This is a genomic window from Paenibacillus sp. JDR-2 (assembly GCF_000023585.1).
Taxonomy (GTDB): domain Bacteria; phylum Bacillota; class Bacilli; order Paenibacillales; family Paenibacillaceae; genus Pristimantibacillus.
The window spans coordinates 5,599,215-5,620,001 of sequence record NC_012914.1 but is presented as its reverse complement, the minus strand read 5'-3'; the positions used below and the strand labels follow the sequence as shown (position 1 = coordinate 5,620,001).

Annotated in this window: 22 protein-coding genes; 13 read left to right on the top strand and 9 right to left on the bottom strand. The window is 48.3% G+C overall.

Translation table 11 applies throughout. The features are described 5' to 3' along the window. The first annotated feature begins 146 nt into the window (after positions 1–146). The 5 genes from PJDR2_RS24625 (at position 147) to PJDR2_RS24605 (ending at position 5,610) form a co-directional block, all read left to right on the top strand. Complete coding sequence (locus PJDR2_RS24625; RefSeq protein ID WP_015846448.1) at positions 147–488, top strand: hypothetical protein; 342 nt, start codon at positions 147–149, stop codon at positions 486–488. A gap of 150 nt (positions 489–638) precedes the next feature. Continuing rightward, positions 639–1,880, top strand: coding sequence for an MFS transporter (locus PJDR2_RS24620; RefSeq protein ID WP_015846447.1), 1,242 nt, complete (start codon positions 639–641; stop codon positions 1,878–1,880). Between the two features lie 134 nt (positions 1,881–2,014). Then, the gene (locus PJDR2_RS24615; protein WP_015846446.1) at positions 2,015–2,311 is read left to right on the top strand and encodes an ArsR/SmtB family transcription factor; all 297 of its coding nucleotides are present in this window, start codon (positions 2,015–2,017) and stop codon (positions 2,309–2,311) included. A gap of 46 nt (positions 2,312–2,357) precedes the next feature. Next, positions 2,358–4,844, top strand: a complete 2,487-nt coding sequence (locus PJDR2_RS24610) for a DsrE/DsrF/DrsH-like family protein (RefSeq protein WP_015846445.1) — start codon at positions 2,358–2,360, stop codon at positions 4,842–4,844. Positions 4,845–4,920: 76 nt separating this feature from the next. Continuing rightward, positions 4,921–5,610: a proline-rich domain-containing protein gene (locus tag PJDR2_RS24605; RefSeq protein WP_015846444.1), complete on the top strand. Its 690-nt coding sequence runs from the start codon at positions 4,921–4,923 to the stop codon at positions 5,608–5,610. 125 nt (positions 5,611–5,735) lie between these two features. Here the strand turns inward: PJDR2_RS24605 and PJDR2_RS32570 are convergent. Together PJDR2_RS32570 and PJDR2_RS24590 are read right to left on the bottom strand one after the other, a co-directional pair. After that, positions 5,736–7,087 (bottom strand): IS1182 family transposase gene (locus PJDR2_RS32570; RefSeq protein ID WP_085982381.1). Its coding sequence is split into 2 segments (ribosomal slippage): positions 5,736–6,520 and positions 6,520–7,087, totalling 1,353 coding nucleotides; the frame shifts between segments, so codons are not numbered across the junction. 221 nt (positions 7,088–7,308) lie between these two features. Next, entirely contained in the window at positions 7,309–7,536 is a 228-nt protein-coding gene (locus PJDR2_RS24590; RefSeq protein ID WP_015846443.1) for a hypothetical protein, read from the bottom strand. Between the two features lie 421 nt (positions 7,537–7,957). Between PJDR2_RS24590 and PJDR2_RS24585 the strand changes: the two genes are divergently transcribed. The 4 genes from PJDR2_RS24585 to PJDR2_RS24570 all read left to right on the top strand — a co-directional run bounded on the left by PJDR2_RS24585 (position 7,958) and on the right by PJDR2_RS24570 (position 11,806). After that, positions 7,958–8,728: a sugar phosphate isomerase/epimerase family protein gene (locus PJDR2_RS24585; RefSeq protein WP_015846442.1), complete on the top strand. Its 771-nt coding sequence runs from the start codon at positions 7,958–7,960 to the stop codon at positions 8,726–8,728. 38 nt (positions 8,729–8,766) lie between these two features. Next, on the top strand, positions 8,767–9,786 hold the full coding sequence (locus tag PJDR2_RS24580) for a Gfo/Idh/MocA family protein (RefSeq protein ID WP_015846441.1): 1,020 nt from the start codon (positions 8,767–8,769) through the stop codon (positions 9,784–9,786). A 389-nt stretch (positions 9,787–10,175) separates the two neighbouring features. Beyond that, positions 10,176–11,015, top strand: coding sequence for a CAP domain-containing protein (locus PJDR2_RS24575; protein WP_015846440.1), 840 nt, complete (start codon positions 10,176–10,178; stop codon positions 11,013–11,015). Positions 11,016–11,149: 134 nt separating this feature from the next. Beyond that, on the top strand, positions 11,150–11,806 hold the full coding sequence (locus PJDR2_RS24570) for a 3D domain-containing protein (protein WP_015846439.1): 657 nt from the start codon (positions 11,150–11,152) through the stop codon (positions 11,804–11,806). A 30-nt stretch (positions 11,807–11,836) separates the two neighbouring features. On the opposite strand, the gene PJDR2_RS24565 is transcribed toward PJDR2_RS24570, so the two are convergent. Together PJDR2_RS24565 and PJDR2_RS24560 are read right to left on the bottom strand one after the other, a co-directional pair. After that, positions 11,837–12,640 carry a polysaccharide deacetylase family protein gene (locus PJDR2_RS24565; RefSeq protein ID WP_015846438.1) on the bottom strand — a complete coding sequence of 268 codons (804 nt, stop codon included), beginning with the start codon at positions 12,638–12,640 and terminating at the stop codon, positions 11,837–11,839. A gap of 123 nt (positions 12,641–12,763) precedes the next feature. Further along, on the bottom strand, positions 12,764–14,029 hold the full coding sequence (locus PJDR2_RS24560; protein WP_015846437.1) for a methyl-accepting chemotaxis protein: 1,266 nt from the start codon (positions 14,027–14,029) through the stop codon (positions 12,764–12,766). Between the two features lie 241 nt (positions 14,030–14,270). On the opposite strand from PJDR2_RS24560, the gene PJDR2_RS24555 reads away from it, so the two are divergent. Continuing rightward, positions 14,271–14,705 carry a hypothetical protein gene (locus tag PJDR2_RS24555; RefSeq protein ID WP_015846436.1) on the top strand — a complete coding sequence of 145 codons (435 nt, stop codon included), beginning with the start codon at positions 14,271–14,273 and terminating at the stop codon, positions 14,703–14,705. Positions 14,706–14,770: 65 nt separating this feature from the next. Here PJDR2_RS24555 and PJDR2_RS24550 read toward each other — a convergent pair whose 3' ends face one another. Together PJDR2_RS24550 and PJDR2_RS24545 are read right to left on the bottom strand one after the other, a co-directional pair. After that, positions 14,771–15,208: a DUF1980 domain-containing protein gene (locus PJDR2_RS24550; protein ID WP_015846435.1), complete on the bottom strand. Its 438-nt coding sequence runs from the start codon at positions 15,206–15,208 to the stop codon at positions 14,771–14,773. After that, complete coding sequence (locus PJDR2_RS24545) at positions 15,205–16,269, bottom strand: permease (RefSeq protein ID WP_015846434.1); 1,065 nt, start codon at positions 16,267–16,269, stop codon at positions 15,205–15,207. Before PJDR2_RS24545 ends, PJDR2_RS24550 begins: the two co-directional genes overlap by 4 nt. A gap of 470 nt (positions 16,270–16,739) precedes the next feature. Between PJDR2_RS24545 and trpS the strand changes: the two genes are divergently transcribed. After that, positions 16,740–17,729: a tryptophan--tRNA ligase gene (gene trpS, locus PJDR2_RS24540; RefSeq protein WP_015846433.1), complete on the top strand. Its 990-nt coding sequence runs from the start codon at positions 16,740–16,742 to the stop codon at positions 17,727–17,729. A 30-nt stretch (positions 17,730–17,759) separates the two neighbouring features. Here trpS and PJDR2_RS32565 read toward each other — a convergent pair whose 3' ends face one another. Continuing rightward, positions 17,760–17,942 carry a DUF5325 family protein gene (locus tag PJDR2_RS32565; protein ID WP_015846432.1) on the bottom strand — a complete coding sequence of 61 codons (183 nt, stop codon included), beginning with the start codon at positions 17,940–17,942 and terminating at the stop codon, positions 17,760–17,762. A gap of 130 nt (positions 17,943–18,072) precedes the next feature. Between PJDR2_RS32565 and PJDR2_RS24530 the strand changes: the two genes are divergently transcribed. Further along, positions 18,073–18,294, top strand: a complete 222-nt coding sequence (locus tag PJDR2_RS24530) for an alpha/beta-type small acid-soluble spore protein (protein ID WP_015846431.1) — start codon at positions 18,073–18,075, stop codon at positions 18,292–18,294. Positions 18,295–18,448: 154 nt separating this feature from the next. Here PJDR2_RS24530 and PJDR2_RS24525 read toward each other — a convergent pair whose 3' ends face one another. Next, on the bottom strand, positions 18,449–19,435 hold the full coding sequence (locus tag PJDR2_RS24525) for a metal-dependent hydrolase (RefSeq protein WP_015846430.1): 987 nt from the start codon (positions 19,433–19,435) through the stop codon (positions 18,449–18,451). Positions 19,436–19,543: 108 nt separating this feature from the next. On the opposite strand from PJDR2_RS24525, the gene PJDR2_RS24520 reads away from it, so the two are divergent. Then, complete coding sequence (locus PJDR2_RS24520) at positions 19,544–19,846, top strand: hypothetical protein (RefSeq protein WP_015846429.1); 303 nt, start codon at positions 19,544–19,546, stop codon at positions 19,844–19,846. A gap of 3 nt (positions 19,847–19,849) precedes the next feature. Here the strand turns inward: PJDR2_RS24520 and gerQ are convergent, their stop codons facing one another. Then, entirely contained in the window at positions 19,850–20,407 is a 558-nt protein-coding gene (gerQ, locus tag PJDR2_RS24515; RefSeq protein WP_015846428.1) for a spore coat protein GerQ, read from the bottom strand. Between the last annotated feature and the right edge of the window lie 380 nt (positions 20,408–20,787).

The following is a 20,787-nucleotide window of genomic DNA, read 5'->3' as shown; positions in this document are numbered from 1 at the left end:
GAAGCAGGTGATGCCTGCTTCTTTTTTTGTGAATTCTAATGGTTTTAGCTTGCCTGTACGACATCATTGTCCGTGAAAAAAATCGAATCAATGCGGGGATGCGCCATATACTGTTGTAACGCAACAGGAATGGAGGCGACTAAAGCGTGACCGATAAACGTTTGCCGCGCAGCTCCCTTCTTTCGATAGGCGGCATGTTATTTCCAATCGTTGTGCATGGCATACATTTGCTTCTTCCACTGCTCCTTACGGGCGGCATAAGCGCTATGGAATGGTCCAATATGCAGCATCATAGCGGCGGGATGAACGGTATGATGAATGATCCTTTTATGGACGGCATTATGATGGGAATTATGATTGTCTCCGTCCTGTTTACAATCGGGTATCTTGTGCGAATTTGGCGTCTCCGTGATTGCAGCCGGGCGGCAGCCTGGTGTTATACAGGCGTCTCTGTCGCCTGCTTTGGTTTGCTGTTGATACTGGTGTAACGGTTCTTTCAGTCCGGTGAGGGCCGTTTTTTTGGGATGACAAGCTCAGGTAAAAATGTTTATTGCGCTTTCATGAAATCTCTGCTCTAATGGGTAAGACAAACCAAATAGATAGAATCACGGATAGTGGAGCGAAAGGATTGCAGCGAGATGGAAACAAAGGGCAGTGTCTATAGGCTCGGCATGCAGATGATGCCTCGGGTCTGGTTTAATGCGCGTATCGATTTCAGCGCGACTTTATTATTCAGTATTTTTAACGTTGTATTGAATCAATTTTTTATGCCGTTCGCGATTCGGGAAGGGGCTACCAACCTGCAGGTAGGGTTATTGTCCGCTGCGCCGGCAGTAGGTCTCTTGTTCTCGCCGATTTGGGCGGCATGGATCGAGAAGACGGGCAATCCAAAACCGTTTGTTATTGTTCCGAACGTCATCGGCAGATTGCTCATTATTTTTCCGGCCTTATTTCCTCATCCATCCGTTTACGTTGCAACCGCTCTGGCTTTCCAGATTCTAATGGGAATACAAGCTCCGGCTTACGCATCTCTTGTTGCACGGATGTATCCGGCAGATGTAAGAGGCAGGCTGATGGGGTATGTGCGGGTAGCAAGCGGAGCATTAATGATTCCTCTTGCGTACGTCGTTGGTTCTTGGGCTGATGCGGCGGGACCATCGGGTCCTCTTATTACGGCTTCTATATTCGGAGTAGCCTCCGTTATCCTATTTAATTCGCTGCGGCTGCCGAAGCAGCCTTTGCCCGCATTGTCCAGAACAAGGGCTAAGTTCTCGCTGCGCGATCAGTGGGCATTGGTGTCGGGTAACCGTAAGCTGGCTGTATTTCTTGCAGCGACCACCTTCTCCGGCTTCGGCAATATGCTGTCCAATCCGTTGTACCAGATCATTCAGGTGCAGGTGCTGGAGTTGAACAACGTACAGATCGGTTTTGCCCGAATATCCTACTACGCAGGACTTTTGCTTACTTACTTGATCGCCGGACGATTGATTGACCGGATTGATATTAAACATGTCCTGGTATGCGGGATTAGCGCGTATGCGATCGTACCGATGCTATACGGAGTATGGGGAACCTATACGGCTGTTATCGTAGGCAACGGCATTCAAGGTGTAGGAGAGGCCATTTGGGATATCGGTATCCTGGCCTTTGTTTCCAGACTCGCCCCGGGTAGGGAAGCGGCCGTGTTTGGCGTGCATCTTATGCTGTTTGGCGTTCGCGGCACATTAGGCCCGCTGCTTGGAGCGGGCTTGTCGGACAGCGTATCGTTAACGATGCTGCTTGTGATTGCTTCCATTTGCGGCTGGATCGGAACAGCGCTGTTCCTGCTTGGCAACCGGAAAGCATTACATCAAGACGGAGCTTCAAGCTCCCTTCGATAATAAGAATGGGGGACCTGATTTCAGGTCCCTTTTTTGTATACGCGGGATTGTGCTTTGGATCACAACTTGCTTTTATTATCGTTATATCGTAATATTACGATATTGTGATTTAGTGATGACGCTGAGGTGAATATATGGATAACAATTTTAAAGCTTACGATGATGTCGCCGAGATGCTGAAGGCACTTGCCCATCCGGTACGACTTTGTATCGTTAAAGGGCTGCTTCAGAAAGGCCGCTGCAACGTATCGTTTATGCAGGAATGTCTTGACCTGCCGCAGTCTACGGTATCGCAGCATTTGCAGAAGCTCAGAAGCGCGGGTATTGTTGCCGCCGAAAGAAGCGGGCTGGAAATTCATTATACAATTGCTTCCCCGAAGATCGCGAAGCTAATCTCGGCGATGTTCGGCGAAGAAGACGAGTCTGAATAAGGCCATACCAACAATGGTAACTACACAACAGGAGGCACAGTCCAACATGAGTAAAAAAGTCATTATTGTCGGCGGCGTAGCCGGCGGAGCTTCCGCTGCGGCAAGACTGCGCAGGCTGGATGAGCAAGCGCATATTGTGATGTTCGAAAGAAATGATTATATTTCGTTCGCGAATTGCGGCTTACCCTATTATATCGGCGGTTCCATCAAAGAACGGGGAAAGCTGCTCGTTCAGACACCTGAAGCGATGTACAAACGATTCAACATCGATATCCGTACCCAAAGCGAGGTTGTAGCTATTCATCCGGCAGCCAAGACCGTAACGGTCCGGAATCTGGCAAGCGGCGAATCGTACGAGGAGAGCTACGACCAGATGATACTGTCGCCGGGAGCTAAGCCAATTAGGCCGGATGTGCCGGGAGCGGATCTTCCTTCTATTGTATCTCTCCGCAATCTTGCGGATACGGACCGCATTAAGGAAAAAGTAACCCAGGCCGATACACGCTCAGCTGTAGTCATTGGCGGTGGATTTATCGGAATCGAAATGGCCGAAAATTTGAAGGAGCTTGGTCTGGACGTCACGCTTGTCCAAGCAAGCAATCAGATTTTATCTCCGTTTGATGCCGAAATGTCAGGGATCATGGCCGGCGAAATGGAGGATCACGGCGTTCGGCTTCTGTTTAACGAGAAGGTGCAAGCCTTTAGCCAGACTGACCGGAACCGCATTGAGGTTCGACTTGCTTCCGGTACCGTTCTTCAGACAGAGCTTGTCATATCGGCTATTGGCGTCACGCCGGATACGGCTTTCCTGCAAAACAGCGGCCTTGCTTTTGGCGCATGCGGACATATTCTCGTGAACGAGCAGACGGAAACGAATCTGCCTGACATCTACGCAGTAGGGGATGCGGTTGAGGTTACGGATTTCGTCAGCGGCAAGCAGACCGCTATTCCGCTTGCTGGGCCGGCTAATAAACAAGGCCGGATTGCGGCTGACAATGTGGCAGGGCTGAAGACTTCTTACAAAGGCACGCAAGGCACCTCGATCATCAAAGTGTTTGGACTTACCGGCGCGGCGACCGGAAGTAAAGAGAAAATGCTGCGCGATCAAGGTATCCCTTACCAAGTGACTTATGTGCATCCGAATTCGCATGCCGGTTATTATCCCGGTGCGGTACCGATGTCGCTAAAGCTTCTTTTTAATGAAGCGGGACAGATTTTAGGCGCTCAGGCGGTTGGGCGCGATGGCGTGGACAAACGGATCGACACGATTGCAACGGTTATGCGTCTTAGAGGAACGGTTACCGATCTGACGGAGCTTGAGCTGGCTTATGCACCGCCGTTTTCCTCTGCCAAAGATCCGGTTAACATGGCAGGCTATACCGCTGAAAATATTTTGTCCGGACTAACGGATGTTTTTGTTGCGGAGCAATTAGCAGCACGGGATCAAGAAGCTTCTATTCTTGTTGATGTAAGGTCGCAAATGGAGCATAATAACGGTCATATTCCGGGCTCCATTCTTATTCCGGTAGATGAGCTTCGCGGCCGTCTCTCCGAGCTGGACCGCAGCAAAGAGATTTGGGTGTATTGCCAGGTGGGATTACGCGGTTATACGGCTTCCCGTATTTTGCGTCAAAACGGTTTTAAAGTAAGAAATCTGACCGGGGGTTATAAAACGTACAAGCTGATGCAGTACACGCCAAAACTTGCAGACAAGCAGCCTCCTGCAGCAACGGCAGCTCTTGATTCCGTTATTTCTGGTGCAAAGGAAGCTTCGGCTGCCGCTCCTGTTCTTCAGGCTGACGCTTCCTTGGATGCATGCGGCTTATGCTGTCCGGGTCCGCTTATTCAAGTCAAGCAGCGGATGGACGGCCTGCAGGCCGAAGAGGTGCTTAAGGTGACAGCGACGGATCCCGGCTTTTACGAAGATATTAAAGCTTGGGCAGGTATGACAAGCAATAAGGTTGAGAAGCTGACGAAGCAGCAGGACGGGACGATTGAAGCCTTTCTTCGGAAGGGGAAACCGGCATTAGCCGCGAACCCGATTCATCCGGTGGCCCAAGGCGGAGACAAAAGTACGATGATCGTCTTCAGCGGCGATCTCGATAAAGCGATAGCTTCGTTTATAATAGCTAATGGCGCGGCATCCAGCGGGAAGAAAGTAACGATGTTCTTCACGTTCTGGGGATTAAACGTTATCCGCAGACCCGAGAAAGTTCCTGTAACGAAAAATATAATCGGCCGGATGTTTGGCATGATGATGCCGCGCGGGAGCCGGAAGCTAAGCCTGTCCAAAATGAATATGATGGGGATGGGCGCCAAGATGATTCGCGGCGTGATGAGCAGCAATAACGTATCTTCCCTTGAGGAGTTGATCGAAACAGCCATTGCGCAAGGCGTGGAGGTCGTTGCTTGCCAGATGTCGATGGATTTGATGGGGATTAAGCAAGAAGAGCTTATAAACGGCGTGAAAATTGCGGGAGTCGGCTACTATTTGGGTCAAGCGGATCAATCCGGCATCAATCTGTTTATTTAGAAGAGGCATGTTCATTTCTCGTTCATATTGGTCTGCTACAATGCAAACAAAAGGCCATAAAAGGGGAATACGAGAGATGAATAACTGGAAAATTGTACTAAGCGCCGTCGCAATCTCGGTTGCTTTGGCGGGCTGCGGTTCTAAGTCGGATGAATCGGGTACTGCTGCGAATGGAACAACCGGACAAGCTCAGCAGCAAAACCAGGGGCAGCAAGGCGACTTCCAAGGCAGAGCCATGATGGGCACAATCGGCAAAATCAAATCGATTAATGGCCAGACTATCACCATTTATAAATCCTCATTCCAAAGACCGGAAGGAGGCCAAGCGGGCAATCCTCCTCAGGGCGATGCAGCACAAGGAGATGCGCCAAACGGCAACCCTCCGTCTGGAGATCCTCAGGGCGATGCTGGCTCCGCGCCTCAAGCAGGCGATGGGCAGAACTCCGGCGGCGGACGCCAGCGCAATATGGAGAATATGTTCTCCGACGAGACAATGGATATTACGGTAACGGATGCAACCAAGATTGTGTCGGCCTCCTTCGCTGATGGGAAAATGACGGAAACAGACAAGACGCTGGCTGATCTGAAGGCCGATGATATTATTACGGTACAATTGAAGGATGATACGCAGGAAGCAGAATCCATTCGTCTGGGCGGTTTTGGCGGCGGAGGATTCGGCGGCGGCGGACGCGGCGGTCAATTCCAGAATGGCGGCGGAGCGCAGAACGGACAGCAACAGGCTGACCAGCAGACGACAACAAAGTAAAAGCAAAAAAAAGAAGCCCGGCAGGGCTTCTCAGATTGTAGAGAAACCCCACGTTTTCTTAAAACGTGGGGTTTCTCTTTTTGTTTTCTGTGAGTAGAACGAAGCGACGCAAGAGGCTACCCCTCTTACGCCCTCCTTTCCAGGTGGAGGGCGATCTTTTTCATGTTCTGCACCGCAGCGGTCATCAACGCTTGTTCCATCACGTTGCTTAACCCCCGCAAACGGCAATAGCGAAACCCGTGGAGCTGTTTGGCATCCGCGAAGCTTCGCTCTATGGTTTCTTTTCGTTTACGGTAAAGCTTTTTGCCCGACTTGCTTAGTCGGTTCATCCTCACGTTTTCTTTACTGTCCTCCCAAATATGTCGGGTAACCATTTTCTGTTTGTTAGCGGAACGCGTGCATTGCTGCAGTATTGGGCATGCTGCGCATTGCTTTGGATCAGACGCGTAGTGTCGGTAGCCATGCCGATCTGTCGTCCGGTAAGTCAGTTCTTGTTGCTGCGGACACACATACAGATTCCGTTCTGCATCATAAGTAAACTTCCATTTTGGTTGTAAGCCTTGCGTTGGATGAAATCGGCGATGGGCAATCACGCCAAAGATTTTACGATCTTCTAATCCTTTGCAAATCGGTGTTGTTAAATAGCCAGAGTCTAATGCAACAGCTTCTACTTTAAATCCAAAACGCTGACGTTGGCGGTCCAGACGAAAAAGATAAGGAACAGAATCATGGACGTTACCGGCGGTGACGAAGACATCGGTAACAAGGTTGTACTTCATATCAACTGTACGGTGATCCAAGTAAAAGAAACCTTCTGGCTTGCCTTCTCGGTACATATAACCGCTGTCAGGATCAGTCGTACTAACTTTTACCTCTTTGTCTTCATTCACCTCCTTCCGTGGTTTTAGCGCTTTTTTCCTTGCTCTTTACGTTCTGCTTCAACAGCTGCATTGAGCTCATTCACATAATCTCGTGTGTTTTGCTGTACTTGTTCTCTTGTGTATTTATGTTTATTGGCATTAGCTTTTACATGGGTAGAGTCAGAAATAAGCACACGTCCGCCAATCATCCGATGTGAGATCGCTTGCAGCACGATTTCATCGAAAATATCTTGGAAAACAGAAGTATCTTTGAATCGTGTTCTACGATTCCAGCTAATCGTTGTGTGATCTGGAACACGGTCTGACAGACCGAGTCCAAGAAACCAACGGTAAGCGAGGTTGGTTTGAACTTCGCGTTCCAGTTGGCGCTCCGAACGAATGCCATAGAAGTAACCGAGAAAAATCATTTTGAAAAGTACAAGTGGATCAATGGCTGGACGACCATTATCTTGGCAGTAGAGGTGACGTACTTTCTCATCAATGAAAGAAAAATCAATGTACTTATCGATCTTGCGAAGCATATGGTCAGCAGGCACCAAGTCTTCAATGGAAACCAGCTCGTAGTTTTGTTGTTTGTCTCGATTAGAACGCAACATAACGACACCATCCGTTTCTATTAGATACTAATATTATACTATATTAACGCGGTGTCGTATTGAATTATTTGAACATAAAGAAGGCTGTCGAGACTTTCTCGACAGCCTGAGAAGCCCGGCAGGGCTTCTTTTTGCTGCGTATGAAAAACAACAAAAGCGAGCTGCATCGTATGATAACAGCCGGCTTTGGGACATGCTATTGTAATGTTTCCTCAGTAGGTTTAATACAATGAGATCGTTAAAGTATCTTTCTCATACAGCGAGTGGAGCGTAGCTTCACTGCCGACGATTTCAACGCTGATCAGCGATCTGATACAGTTTTTCAAGGCATTTTTACCCGTTGTAACCTTGCGGTTTAGGACATCAGACAATTTCTCAATTGCTTTTTTATTCGTATCGGTTAAATAAACGGGAATTGTGCGGTTATTAAACAGAATCATTGTTTTCATAGGGGAATGCCTCCATTCCATTAATAGACTTTGATATAACATATACGGATAAAACCTGCAGAAGGTTTCGCCCGAATATTAATTAGCTTACTTTTTTACTGCTTTGGCGATAAATATGGACTATAGACGGGACGTTTATCTTCGATAGAAGTTTACTAATGATCTTATTCTAAGCGACAAAGATTAAGATAATCTTAAAAAATGGTTATGATTTCTTTACAATTCAAGGAATCTGCGGCCGCGCAGGCGCAATAGAGAACAAATTAAGCACATCAAACGGAAGAAATGGCAAAATCGCATAAGAAAATAGTAATAAGACAACTGTTTTTTTGTTTCCGGCAACCCGTATAATGAGAATCGTAAGACTTTAAGAATAAAATTTACAGCTACAAGGAATTGAATGATAAAGGAGTGCTTGTCAGTGACACGTCCGGGTATCGGTTTACAAATGTATACGCTTCGTGAAGAAACAGCTCAAGATTTTGAAGGTACATTGCGCAAAGTAGCGGCAATGGGTTATGAAGGTGTTGAATTTGCCGGATACGGAGATATTCCTGCCGAACAAATGAAAGCGCTGCTAGATGAGCTTAATCTGGTTGCAATCGGCAATCACGTTCCTCTTGTGAATCTTGAAACAAAAATCGATGAGGAAATTGCTTATTTGACTACAATCGGTGCGAAATATGCGATCTGCCCATGGCTTCCCGTTGAAGTCCGTGACGCAGAGGCTTGGAAAAAGCATATTGTAGACTTCGCGGAATACGGTAAGCGATTCCAAGAAGCAGGCATTGTTTTCTGCTACCATAACCATGAGTTCGAATTCGAAGTTGAGATCGATGGACAAGTTGTGTTCGACAAGCTGTACGAAACAGTAGGCGCTGACCTCCTGCAAGTCGAGATGGATCTTGGCTGGGTGCAATACGCAGGCCGCGATGTGCTTGAATACATCTCGAAATATGCCGGCAGACTGCCGCTTGTTCACTTGAAAGACTTCGTTAAAAATACGGAAAAAGCTGAAATCGACACGGTTGAACTTGGCCGCGGCGATCTGGATCTGCTGCCGCTTATCAAGCAATCCGAGCAAGCAAACGTAAAATGGCTGATCGTTGAGCAGGACCGCTGCGCGAATCCGCCGCTTCAATCGGTTGAAGAAAGCATCAACTGGCTGAAAACGAACTATTTGAACCAATAATATTGGACTTTTGATTATAGAAGAGGCAGGGGAAAATAATGAACAAAGTAAGAGTAGCAGTAATCGGTTGCGGTTCCATCTCCAAACACCGTCATATTCCTGAATATGTAGGCAATGAGAATGTTGAACTGGTTGCATTCGTTGATCCGGTAATCGAGCGTGCGGAAGAATATGCTGCTAAACATGGCGGCAAGGCTTATGCCGATTATGAGACTATGCTGGCTGAAGTAAAGCCGGATGCGGTAAGCGTATGTACCCCTAACTACCTGCATGCTTCCATGTCGATTGCGGCAGCTAACGCTGGCGCGCATGTCCTGGTTGAGAAGCCAATGGCTGTAACGGACGAAGAAGCAGCTGCAATGGTCGAAGCTGCAGCGAAAAACGGCGTGAAGCTGATGGTGGGACATAACCAACGTCTGATGCCTCCACACGTAAAAGCTAAACAAATTCTTGAATCCGGCGTTCTTGGCCGCGTTCTGACTTTCCGTACATCGTTTGGCCATCCTGGTCCGGACGGCTGGAGCATCGACGGTGCGGGAAGCTGGTTCTTCCGCAAGCCTGAAGCTATTATGGGCGCAATGGGTGACCTGGGCGTGCACAAATCCGACCTAATCCGTTACCTGCTTAACGATGAAGTATCCGAAGTTGCCGCATTTATCGGTACAATCGACAAAGCTGGCGATGTAGACGACAACGCAAACGTTGTTGTACGCATGCAAAGCGGCGCTATCGGTTCCCTGGTTGCAAGCTGGACGTACTACAAAGGCGAAGACAACAGCACGGTTCTGTGGTGCGAAAAAGGCGTTATGAAGATCGGCACTCATCCTGAAGATCAAGTTATCGTTGAGCTTCGCGACGGTTCCGTTGAAAAGCATAAAGTCGGCGAAATCTCCACAAACACGAAACAGCTGTCCAGCGGCGTAGTAGATGCATTCATCGATTCGATCGTTAACGACACTGTACCGGCTATCCCGGGCGAAGAAGGACGCAAATCGCTTCAAGTTATCCTGAGCGCATTTGAATCCCAAGCTACAGGTCAATTCATCAAAGTAAACTAATCGCTATATATTGAAGAAACTCCTCAAGAGACTGCCCGAAAAGGCGGTTTCTTGGGGAGTTTTTTCGTTTGTTACCCTTCTTTTTGGAACCGCTTTCTTAAAGGATTCTAATGTTTCATACTCCTAGAGTTGAAATATTCTGACATCTATGCGTAATCGCCAACAGCCGCCTGAATTTGCGGTTTTAGCGAGAAATGAGCACATTCTCATAAAGACGCTCAACCGCCTGTTTTTACAGTGAAAACGCGTAACTTACCAGTTTTTGTGCCATGAAACAAGTTCGAAACACATGTTACGATAAGTGGCGTCGGAGGGCAAGTGAATAACGAGCTGACAAGCAAACAAGCCAACAACTTTTATACCACATACAATTTTAGGAGGATGATTTCATGAAGATGCAAACATTACGAGTGGGTGTCACTAGCTTAGCAGCAGCAGCTTTGATCAGCATAGGTGTAACGACTCCAACTGCAGGTGCAGCACCAGCTGTGAAGACGTACTCCACGAATTGCAATAATGTTTCGATGGATACAATTAATCAAATCGCTCAGCAATACGGTATCGATTTGAGCAAAATCACTTTCGGCGGCATTACAATTAAATTGCCTACGGAAGTAACGCAGCCAAGCACGGGTACTGGCAACACAACAACGCCGACAACACCAAGCACAGGAACTGGCAACACTACTAAGCCAACAACACCAAGCACAGGAACTGGCAACACTACTAAGCCTACTACACCAACTAAGCCAACAACACCAAGCACGGGTACTGGCAACACAGGCAACACTACTAAGCCAACAACACCAAGCACGGGTACTGGTAACACTGGAAGCAACACAGGCAGCGGTACAGTATCGCAAAGCGAGTTCGCATCCCAAGTTGTGACGCTTGTTAACAAAGAGCGCGCTAATGCCGGTCTGAAGGCTTTGACATCTGACGCTCTTCTGACTAAAGTGGCTACGGCAAAAGCGCAAGACATGTACCAAAACAACTACTTTGACCACAACTCTCCAACTTACGGTTCGCCGTTTGACATGATGAAATCGTTTGGCGTGACTTACAACTATGCTGGCGAGAACATCGCGATGGGTCAAAAATCGCCAACCGAAGTTATGACTGCTTGGATGAACAGTGCCGGTCACCGCGCTAACATTCTGAACGCAAACTACACGAAAATCGGCGTAGCTTACGTGAATGGCGAGTGGGTACAAGAATTCACAGGCTAATCCTTCAATACTGTTATTGAAGTCAATTAAACCGGAAGAACCAAGCGTCAGGCGGTTCCGCCTGACGCTTTTCTTTTCTTCACATAAGCAAGGCATCCGTACTTAAATACGCAGAAACCAGGGGGACAACACAAATGAAGAAAGCTTCTATGATGACAACGGCGGTACTTGGCTTATCTCTTATTTTTGCCACAGGATCGGTTCATGCGGCCAGTAAATCACATACGGCGGTTGAGGGCGATACATTCTGGAAGCTCTCGCAGAAATATAGCGTGTCGGTTGATAAACTCATGAAAGCGAATGCAAAAATCGATCCGATGAATATTTACGCTGGTCTTAAGATCGTTATCCCGACAACAACAACGGCTACAACAGCAAAAACGACTACAACAACTGCCAAGGCAGCAGCTGCAAAAGCTGCTACGGTTACAGCCCAAAGCGTTACAGACAAAGCGGGCACGATCCATACGTTCAGCAAGCAGCTGTCAATCCAAGCAACGGCGTACAGCGGCGATGCTTCCGAGAACGGCGGCTGGGCAGGCCTGGACTACTTCGGCAATAAGCTGAAGGTAGGCACGGTTGCGGTTGACCCTAAGGTTATTCCGCTTGGCACAAAGCTTTACATTACGGGCTATAACTCCGATGGCCTTCCAACTGGCGGGATGATTGCGACTGCGTCCGATGTTGGCGGCGCGATTAAAGGCAATCGTATCGATATTTATTTGCCGGGCACGCCTGCAGAGGTAAACAATTTCGGCATTCAAAACGTAAAGGTATACGTTCTGAAGTAACAAGGTAACCGGCAGCCGAGAGGCTGCCGGTTATTTCATTTTATCGGCGGATTTGTTCAGCAGTTCAGGAAGCGTGACAAACTTGTAACCCTTTTTCCTCAGCTGGGTGATTAGAACTGGCAGAGCCTCGATTGTTCCGGACAGATCCTGTCCATACCCGCCTCCTGCATGCTGCAGGACGATGGATCCCGGCTGCAGGGTCTTCTTAATATTGTGCAAAACAATGCTGCTGTTCGGATTGTTGCGCCAATCGACGGAGTCTACATCCCAATTAACGACGGTATATCCGCTTTTGCCCGACCATGCCACTTGATCCGGGCGCATTTCTCCGTATGGAGGACGTATAAAACGGGGGTGATACCCGATGATATTGCTTACGATCGCATCCGTTCGCCAGATCTGGGTATGAAATTCCCGGGAATTAAGCTGTGACAGGACGGCGTGATTGTAAGAATGATTTCCTACGGTATGCCCTTCGCGATGAATACGCCGGACTAAAGCAGGATGCTTGACTGCGCGGGAGCCAACAACAAAAAAGGTCGCGCAAATATCGTAGCTGGCGAGTACATCCAGAATTTGAGGAGTAAACCTCGGGTCAGGCGCATCATCAAAAGTAAGGGCTATTCGCTTGGCGTTTCTTGGACCGCTCAGGATAAACGTATTAGGAAACTGCTTATGCATCTTTACCCAGGACATATCCGCCGTTTTTTTCTTTTTTTGCTTTGCGGGTGCAGAAGCATAGGCTTGCTCTACGGAAGCAAGCAGCAAGACGATGGTAAGCAGCAAAGCAAGCCATCGTTTGTAACTGCCGTACAGAGTCGGCATTCCCTTCATTCGTTTATAGCCTCCGTTTCTTATGTAGTCGCGAAGCTATTTTTCCCCGTTAAAAGCGAGATCATGCGCATAACAAAAACAGCCGCATCCGTTAAGCGGATGCGGCTGTTTTGTTATGCGGTCTCATTTCATCTTGAACACTTGAATTGTACGTTGAAGCTGGGTAGACATATTGAGCATTCGCTCCGTCTCTTGAACAACACCTTGGACGGAGGAAATCTGCTCGTTCATGGAGGCGGATACCTGCTGGGTACCAGCTGCGGATTCCTCCGTAATTGCGGAAATATTTTGGATGGCGTCAGAAATTTTGCGTGCGCTCTCCAGCATTTGATCGCTTTCGCTTGCGAATGCCGCAATCTGCTGCGTAATGAATTGAACGCTTTGAACGATCTCGGCAAAGACCATCTCGGATTCGCGGATCCGCTCAGTCTGAATTTTAACGACTTCTTCATTTACTTTCATATGATTGATCGTTTGTTTAATGCCTTGATCGATACTCTTCACAAGACTGAATACTTCTTTCGTCGAAACCGTAGCTTCTTCGGCAAGCTTGCGAACCTCTTGAGCGACTACCGCAAAGCCGCGGCCGTGTTCTCCGGCGCGTGCAGCCTCGATGGAGGCATTAAGCGAGAGCAGGTTGGTCTGCTCGGCGATATCGGAAATTGCCGTAGTCATTGCCGTAATGCCCTGCGCCTTGCGGGCCAGATCGGTAATCGTCTCGGATACCTTCTCGGTAGCTTCCACGTTGCGGCGCATCCCTTCGGATTGCGCTTCCAGCGCTCCTCGTCCTTTGTCTACGAGACCCAAGGTGAACTCGGAGCGTTCGTTCATCTCTTTTGTCGCATGGGCATAATTCGCGACCTTTTTCTCGATCTCGGCAATGGATTCGCTCATGTCCGCAACATCCTCGGAAATTTCGTTAGCGCCCGTAGCCAGCTCGTTGGAAGAGGCGGCAACTTGCTCCATTGCGATCTGAATATGGTTGTTTTTATCAAAAATATTGCGGCTTGTTTCGGATACATGCCTTGTAATATTGGAGGTTTCGGTCAAAATATCACGCAGCTTGTCCACCATGCTGTTAAAAGCATGGCCCACTTCGCCAAGCGACGCATTTGCTGCCGTATCGATTCGTTGCGTAAAATCGCCTTTGGAGATCCGGAACGCCGCGTTTGACATCTCTTCAAAGGAGGAGTTTAACGCCTTCTCTATAAAGCCGACAGTCGGGTAAGCGAGAATCGCCAGTACCACCGTTACGATAAGGCCGGCCAGGATGGAGCCCCCACTGAATAAAATTACCAGGTTCAGCGCGATTGCAACTAGGACCAAATTAAAATAAATGGAGGTCATCAGCTTACTTCTAACGGATAAGGAATAGTACCATTGGCTCATTATGTAAGCGCTCCTTTTTTTAGAATAACCATATTATAGCATCAGAGGTGAAATTGGTCTATAAATGTCGAATAAGATCGAGAAATAGTTTGTCATGAATAGATGTAATTGCGCGATAATTGTAAAAAATTATAATTTACTATATTGTAAATTTATTGAAAAGATTCTATAATCAGACCTGAGAACTAGTTGGAATCAACTTTTTTCAAAATTTTAAGGGTAGAAAGGAGGAGAAATTATAATGAATATAGATGCTATGCCATTGGCGCGGCAAGTTGATTTTGTTTTTCGCCAATTAGAAGAGGAACTTACAAATGCGGTTGGAGGAACGGTTCATATTCACATCCGGAATAATGCGGTAGGCAAATTCGGCCTTCGGCATAATCCGATTGAGACTAGGAACGGCAATCTGGAGCAAGAGGGAGAAGGCGGAATGACACCAACTCAGGTCCAGGCGTTCCGCAAACTTGCTATTGATGCTTTGAAATTGAGAAGGAATTGGACTCATGGCGAAATTATGTACGATTTCGCTGTCCGGCAGAACGCGGGCACCTGGTCGGCTAGCATCTGTTATGAATCAAACTATAATACAGCCAACTGGAATTATCGTTACCAGCAGCCTAAGCATCAAATGCTGCGGGAAAAGAACAGCGATCATACCGGCTTTGATTTCTAGGCTACAGCCATTATCCATTCGAACAGCCGTGCAGGATTTCCTGCACGGCTGATTTTTATTACCCGCTATTTAACCTCATGGCTTCCGGAATGCAGATGGGGAATTCCGCCGCTGTTGACTTCGTGTTCCTGCGCAGCCGCAGGGAGCAGGAAGCCAAGCAATAACGGGAGAAGGAACAATCCGTAGACTATAAGGCTTTTTAGAGGAGACATGGAATGGTCGTGGTCGTGGTCGTGGTCGTGGTCGTGGTCGTGGTCGCGGTCATGGTCATGGTCATGATGGGAATGATCATGGCCGCATTCCTCGCAATCCGCATGGGGCTTACGCTGCATGGCCAGCATGGCTTGGTGGATGGCGGCGGCGTTCAGGACGATTGCCGACAGCTTGACATACAGCTCGATCCGGGGGGCTACATACAGCGGCAGCTGGCCTAAACGGTCGAGGTAAATGATGAGGAAGGCAAACCCCGCCAGGAAGCCTGCCCGTATCCAGTTATGATTCATCTCAGCACCTCCAGCAGCCATACGCTGGCCAGAACAAGAGCAAAGGTCAACAGCGTAATCGAAAGAACGATCCGCGCACGGAATGCGGACAGCATCATCATCGTATTTTTCAAATCAATCATAGGGCCGAACACAAGAAAAGCAAGCAGCGGGCCATGATCAAACATCCCCCCAAACGATGCGGCGATAAAAGCATCCGAGGTCGAGCAGATCGACAACAGGAAGGCAAGCCCCATCATGAATATATAGGAGAGAACGGGCTGGTCCGCAACGGCCTCAAATGCCTGACGGTCAATAAAGGACTGGATAACGGCCGTGAGCAGTGCGCCAAAGATCAAATATTTTCCCATATCAAAAAACTCGTCCGAAGCATGGCTAAGCGTTGCCGACAGTCGCCAGCTTTTTTTAACCGGGTTGGAAGAATGTTCGTGTGTCTGGTGATTATGATGCTCATGGTCGCAATTGCGGTCATTGTCATGGTTATGCTCATGGCGATGCGCAGAGATGTTGGCGGATGATTCTTTCAGAGGGCTGTCTTTCATGAACCGGTGAAGGAGAAGGCCGACAATAACGGTAACGATAAAGGCGATGATAAGGCGGTCGTAGGCCATTTGCGGTTCCGAGCGGAAAGCGGCATAAGTAGAAGTAAAGACAATCGGGTTAATAATGGGTCCTGCAAGCAAATACACAATCCCGATATAAGCAGGCATGCCTTTCCGGATTAAGCGCCGCACGACGGGAATCATCCCGCACTCGCATAACGGAAACACAAGACCAAGCAGCGCGCCGAAAAGAATGCCGACCATGTGATGCTTAGGCGTCAGCTTCCGGACCATCTCGTCGGTCACGAATACCTGAAGCAAGGCAGAGAAAATAACGCCAAGCAGGATGAACGGAAAAGCTTCTAATATAATGCTTAAAAATACAATTTTAAACTCTTGCGCGCCATCGGACTCGAGAAGGGCAAGGGACCAGGGTTGACCCGCTAATATTAGGCAAACCATTACAAGACATCCGATACCCAGCAGCGGGGTCCCAAATCGGAATAACATGTTCAGCATGAGCCAACCTCTCTTTAATTACCAGGAAATGTTTGCGTTAATAACCAGCTTATGCGGGGCTTGGCCCTTATAGGACAACTTTTGAGGGACGGGCTTGACATGGCGGTAGAGACTTGCGCTATAATCAGGGTACGAAATGCGATGAAGGGAACAAGTAAGCACAGGGGTTAATGCGTAACAGAGAGCTGGCGGACGGTGCAAGCCAGTGCAAGCCTGATTGCTGAATGGATCCTGGAGCCGAAAGCGGAACACAGACTCTTGATGTGCTGTCTATGCTTATCCGGCCGTTCCCCGTTACGGAACAATGAAGGCTTGTTGCTTCGACCTGCCCCGATGAGTATCGGATATAGGCGGGAGGCAATGAGTAAATTAGGGTGGCACCACGGTCCCTCGTCCCTTGCGGCGGGGGATTTTTTGCGTTCAAAGACGCATTTGACACTGATCAACAGAAGATAAGGGGACGAGCTTTTATGAAAAAGGTACTTTCAGGTATTCAGCCGAGCGGACAGCTTACGCTTGGCAACTATATCGGAGCGATGCAAAACTTTGTGAAGCTGCAGGAAACGGAAGAATGCTTCTTTATGATCGTGGATCTTCATGCGATTACCGTACCGCAGGAGCCGGCTATGTTCCGTGAGCAGATCGAATCGGTTGCGGCATTGTTTATCGCTGCGGGCCTTGACCCGGCTAAAGCAAACATCTTCGTGCAATCCCATGTGCGTGCGCATGCCGAGCTGGGATGGATTATGACCACCCTTACCGGTATGGGCGAGCTTGAGCGCATGACGCAATTCAAAGACAAGTCTGCCGGCAAAGATTCGGTTGGCGCGGGGTTGTTTGTTTATCCTTCGCTCATGGCCGCGGACATTCTTGTGTACAATGCAGACCTTGTACCGGTAGGCGATGACCAAAAGCAGCATCTGGAGCTTACCCGCGACCTGGCAAGCCGCTTCAATTCCAGATTCGGTGAATTCTTCACGGTTCCGGAGCCTTATATCCCGAAGGTTGGCGCAAGAATCATGTCGCTTGACGATGCTAGCAAAAAGATGAGCAAGAGCAATCCGAATGCCGGCAGCTATATTGCCCTTCTTGACGAGCCAAGCGTCATCCGCAAAAAAATCAGCCGAGCCACAACGGACTCCGGCCGCGAAGTGAAATATGATCCGGCGAACAAACCGGAGATCAGCAACTTGATCAGCATTTACTCGCATTGCGCGAACATGACAATCGCCGAGGTAGAAGCCCGTTATGAAGGGCAAGGCTACGGACCGTTCAAGAAGGATCTGGCCGAGCAGGTCGTAAATATCCTCGAGCCGCTGCAGCAGAAGTATAAAGCAATCCGCGAATCGGGCGAGATTCATGCGATCCTCAAGCAAGGCGCAGAACGCGCATCGGAGATTGCAGACCGCACGCTTGCGGATGTTAAAGAAAAAATGGGCTTCCTTGCACCGCGAGGATAACCAAAAAGAAAAGGCTGGCGCTGTTAAGCGTCAGCCTTTATTTTCGTTTCTGCGCCGGATTCTTGCTTTTGCCACAAAACCTCCGCCAATCATGCACAGAGTGAGAATGGCAAACAATATGGCCAGCCAAGCGTTAAAAGATATCGAGATCGCAGTAGCGCACATAAGCAGAACAGAGACGATGGCGAAGAACAAAGATAGTGGTTTTGACAAGGTGTTAACTCTCCTTTACGGATGCTTAATAATATTTTTTTGAGCTTAGCATATTTTGCGTCAACATGCTCATAATAAGCTTGCAAGCTTGCAAAACATCACAGTGCTCAACTGAAGGGAGATTATCAGCATGGCTAGCAACAAATCGAGCAATCAATTGGTGGTTCCACAAGCACAAGCAGCTCTTAACCAAATGAAAATGGAAGCAGCTTCGGAGCTTGGCGTACAAATCCCAGCGGACGGTTACTACGGTAACGTCACATCTCGCGATGCAGGTTCCCTGGGCGGATATATCACAAAGAAACTTGTCCAAATCGCTGAACAACAATTGTCCGGCGGCAGCTTCCGCTAAACGTTTATAAATACACAACGCTTCAGAGGAAGCCAAGAAGCTCAAGGGTAAAACCTTGAGCTTTTTCCATTTGCACCAAGCCGAGCAAGCGTAATCACAAAAAAAAGCCCCTTCTTATTGTGCGTCAGGGGCCTTCCTTCGTCAAGTCGAGTCGTTAATAAGAGTTCATACGCAGCCGCTTCATTAAGCGGTCATCGCTTAACCAACCGACATACGAACCAACCGTTTCATATTCCTTGTTCATAAGCAGCACGGCAACAAACGGATATTGCTTGCGGTGCCGGTACCGGACATCCGACCAGCGGACTTCAAATCCCCAAGGATGCTCCTTCACTTCGGCGCAAGCAAATTTGGTGAAATACAAAAAGCTGCGAATCGCATTGTCGTTTCTGGATTTAGCAACGGCAGGATGATCGGAGCAGCGGACATTATCCAGCCATCTAAGCTTGTTGCCGCGAAGATCCCCGATAACAAAGCTGCCGTCTGACGCACGCTTGACGATATTCCAATTCGACAGCGAGATCGTTGGAATGGCTATATAGGTTTGTGTCCCGTCCGGTTCAGGGTCCAAAGAATGGAGCCTGCGAAGCGTACTTCTGTGAGCCAGCGTCCGCCATGTATAATAGATAATGGTAAACAGGTACAAAACCGGAAAGATGGCAACGGGACTAGCGATGCCAAACGCCCAAATCAATATCGCAATGACATGGGTAGTGAAGATGACCGGATCAAAGATATGGATGATATTCCATGATATCCATTTCTCCGTAAAAGGCCGCATGGCTTGGGTTCCGTAAGCATTGAACAAATCTGAAAATACATGAAGGCAAACGGCAAGCAGCACCCATGATCCGACGTGCAGCCAGGGGAGATTCCCCCGGAATATCAATTGGAGCAGTCCTGTAATCAGGATTGTCCAAATTGCGATAGCCGGCAAGGAATGCGAGATGCCGCGGTGATTCCGGATATAGCTGGCATTTCCTTTAAGCCTCAGAAAGGTGTCAAAGTCCGGAGCCTGCGAGCCGATTATGGTTCCGACCAAGACAGCGGTGAAGATGGATGAGTTGTTGGCGACAACGGGATCGATACAGGCCAGTCCGGCGAGTCCGATACCCATGACAAGATGCGTTCCTGTGTCCACGGCTAGACCTCCTAGAAATTAATACAGGAGCTTTGGTTCAATTAGATGTAGTATCAACGGAGAAGCTTTACTTTATCAGTGGTAAAAAGAAAGGGGTTAACGACAACCATGTATATTTGCTTTGCGGAATATAAAATCACGGCGGGCGAGAGGGACACTTATTTAGCCTATGTAAATACATTAATGAAGGAATCGGGGCAGAACATCCAATTATATGAAGGAACAGATCAATTCAACTTATTTGTAGAGATCTGGACGGCTGCAACCGAAGAGGAAGCCGAAGCCATAAAAAAAGAACGCTGCGATGAGCGTTCTTCTTGGTACCGGGTTGCCGAATGGATTCCCGGCGGTGCGGACAAAATGCATGTATGGACATTTAAGCCGGCGGGGGTTGGCTTAAATGCAGGGTAATTCTTAGCCTTCGCGGCTCGCAAGCGGTGTCGTATTCGTAATTGTTCCGCCTTGGAACGGGTACTCATACGCGATTTCGCCTTCAAACGTTACATAATCCAAGTTCAAAGTGAGCAGCAGGTAACGCATGCCTGTAGAAGGATCGCTAATAATAATATGGTCGCGGCCGGCTGCTTCAATAATGCCGCGGAATACTTTAGCGTTCCATTCGCGGTTGTTCTCGTAAGTCATGTAGAAGGTAGCCATTTTACCGCGGTTAAGACGCAAGATGTTCTCTACGTAAGATTCTTCAACAACCGGAACGGCAACAATGTTTCCGCCTGCAGGGGTAACAACTGAACCGTTTGGTACCATCGGAAGCGATTGTGCGCCCAATGTACCTGTTTGCGGCATAACTGGCATCGGCATTGGCATTGGCATTGCCATGTTGGGCATTGTTGCCGCAGGAGACACGCCAGTAGGGAAGCCACCGTAACCACCGCCTGCAAATGGGCTGACGCCGCCATATCCGCCTGTGCTAGCCGGACTTACTCCATTTTTGTAACCATAACCGTAAGACATGCTGTTGATCCTCGCTTTCAATCTTTGAAATTTGTTGATTGATCAGTACGCTTGTGGACAATTTACTTTTTTCGGGTTATTCCTTGTCGCGTGCGCTCTGCCGGAAGAAACCTTTTTGCGTAGCCTCGAAGCCTCCGGGATTCTGGTACTGATGACTGCCGTATGTTCGGACTCTTTACTTCCCTTCAACCTATACAGAGCTGGGCACTTGACTACATACCTATAGTATTGAAGGGCGGTCAAAAGGGTTACACATTTATTGTCACAATTTGAATGGCGAATTGATGAACAATAGCTCCGAACGTTGTCATGGCATCTATTTTTCTGTATGATTAAGAACGATTCATCAATGAAAATGTATAGGCGCGCGTGCTTGCGTG